At 66.5% G+C, this 582-nt stretch carries 1 protein-coding gene; it reads left to right on the top strand.

Translation table 11 applies throughout. From position 1 onward, the window contains the following. On the top strand, positions 1 to 582 hold a 582-nt coding region (locus HLH29_RS19375), incomplete at its 3' end, for an HlyD family secretion protein (RefSeq protein WP_182968994.1).

The following is a 582-nucleotide window of genomic DNA, read 5'->3' as shown; positions in this document are numbered from 1 at the left end:
ATGCCTCTTTTGCGCACCCTGATCCGCGTGGTCCTGACCCTGAGCGTCGTTGTGCTGGCGATCGTTCTGGGGGTGACCCTGTGGGACACGTATATGATTGCCCCATGGACGCGCGACGGGCGCGTGCGGGTGTATGTGGTGGACGTGGCGCCTGAAGTTCCGGGCACGGTGGTGCAGGTTCCGGTGGTGGACAACCAGTTCGTGCACAAGGGCGATCCGCTGTTCGTGCTGGACCCGGTGCGCTTCCGCCTGGCGATCCGCGAGGCGCAGGCGCGGCTGGACGGGGCGGAGGAAGAGCTGAAGCTGAAGCGCAGCGACGCGAAGCGCCGCATGGGGCTGGGCGGCATCGTGTCGGCCGAAGAACAGGAAGTGTTCAACTCCAACGTGGCGACGCAGGTGGCGGCGGTGGACGCGGCGCGGTCGGCGCTGGACCTGGCGAAGCTGAACCTGCAGCGCTCGGTGCTGTATTCGCCGGTCAACGGCTATGTGACCAACCTGAACCTGCGGGTGGGCGACTATCTGACGGCGGGCCAGCCGCGGCTGGCGGTGATCGATGCCGATTCCTACTGGGTGAACGGGTAT

The organism is Gluconacetobacter tumulicola (genome assembly GCF_014174215.1).
GTDB lineage: Bacteria > Pseudomonadota > Alphaproteobacteria > Acetobacterales > Acetobacteraceae > Gluconacetobacter > Gluconacetobacter tumulicola.
Note: the sequence above shows the minus strand (reverse complement) of the source record. Positions and strands in the feature narration are given on the sequence as shown.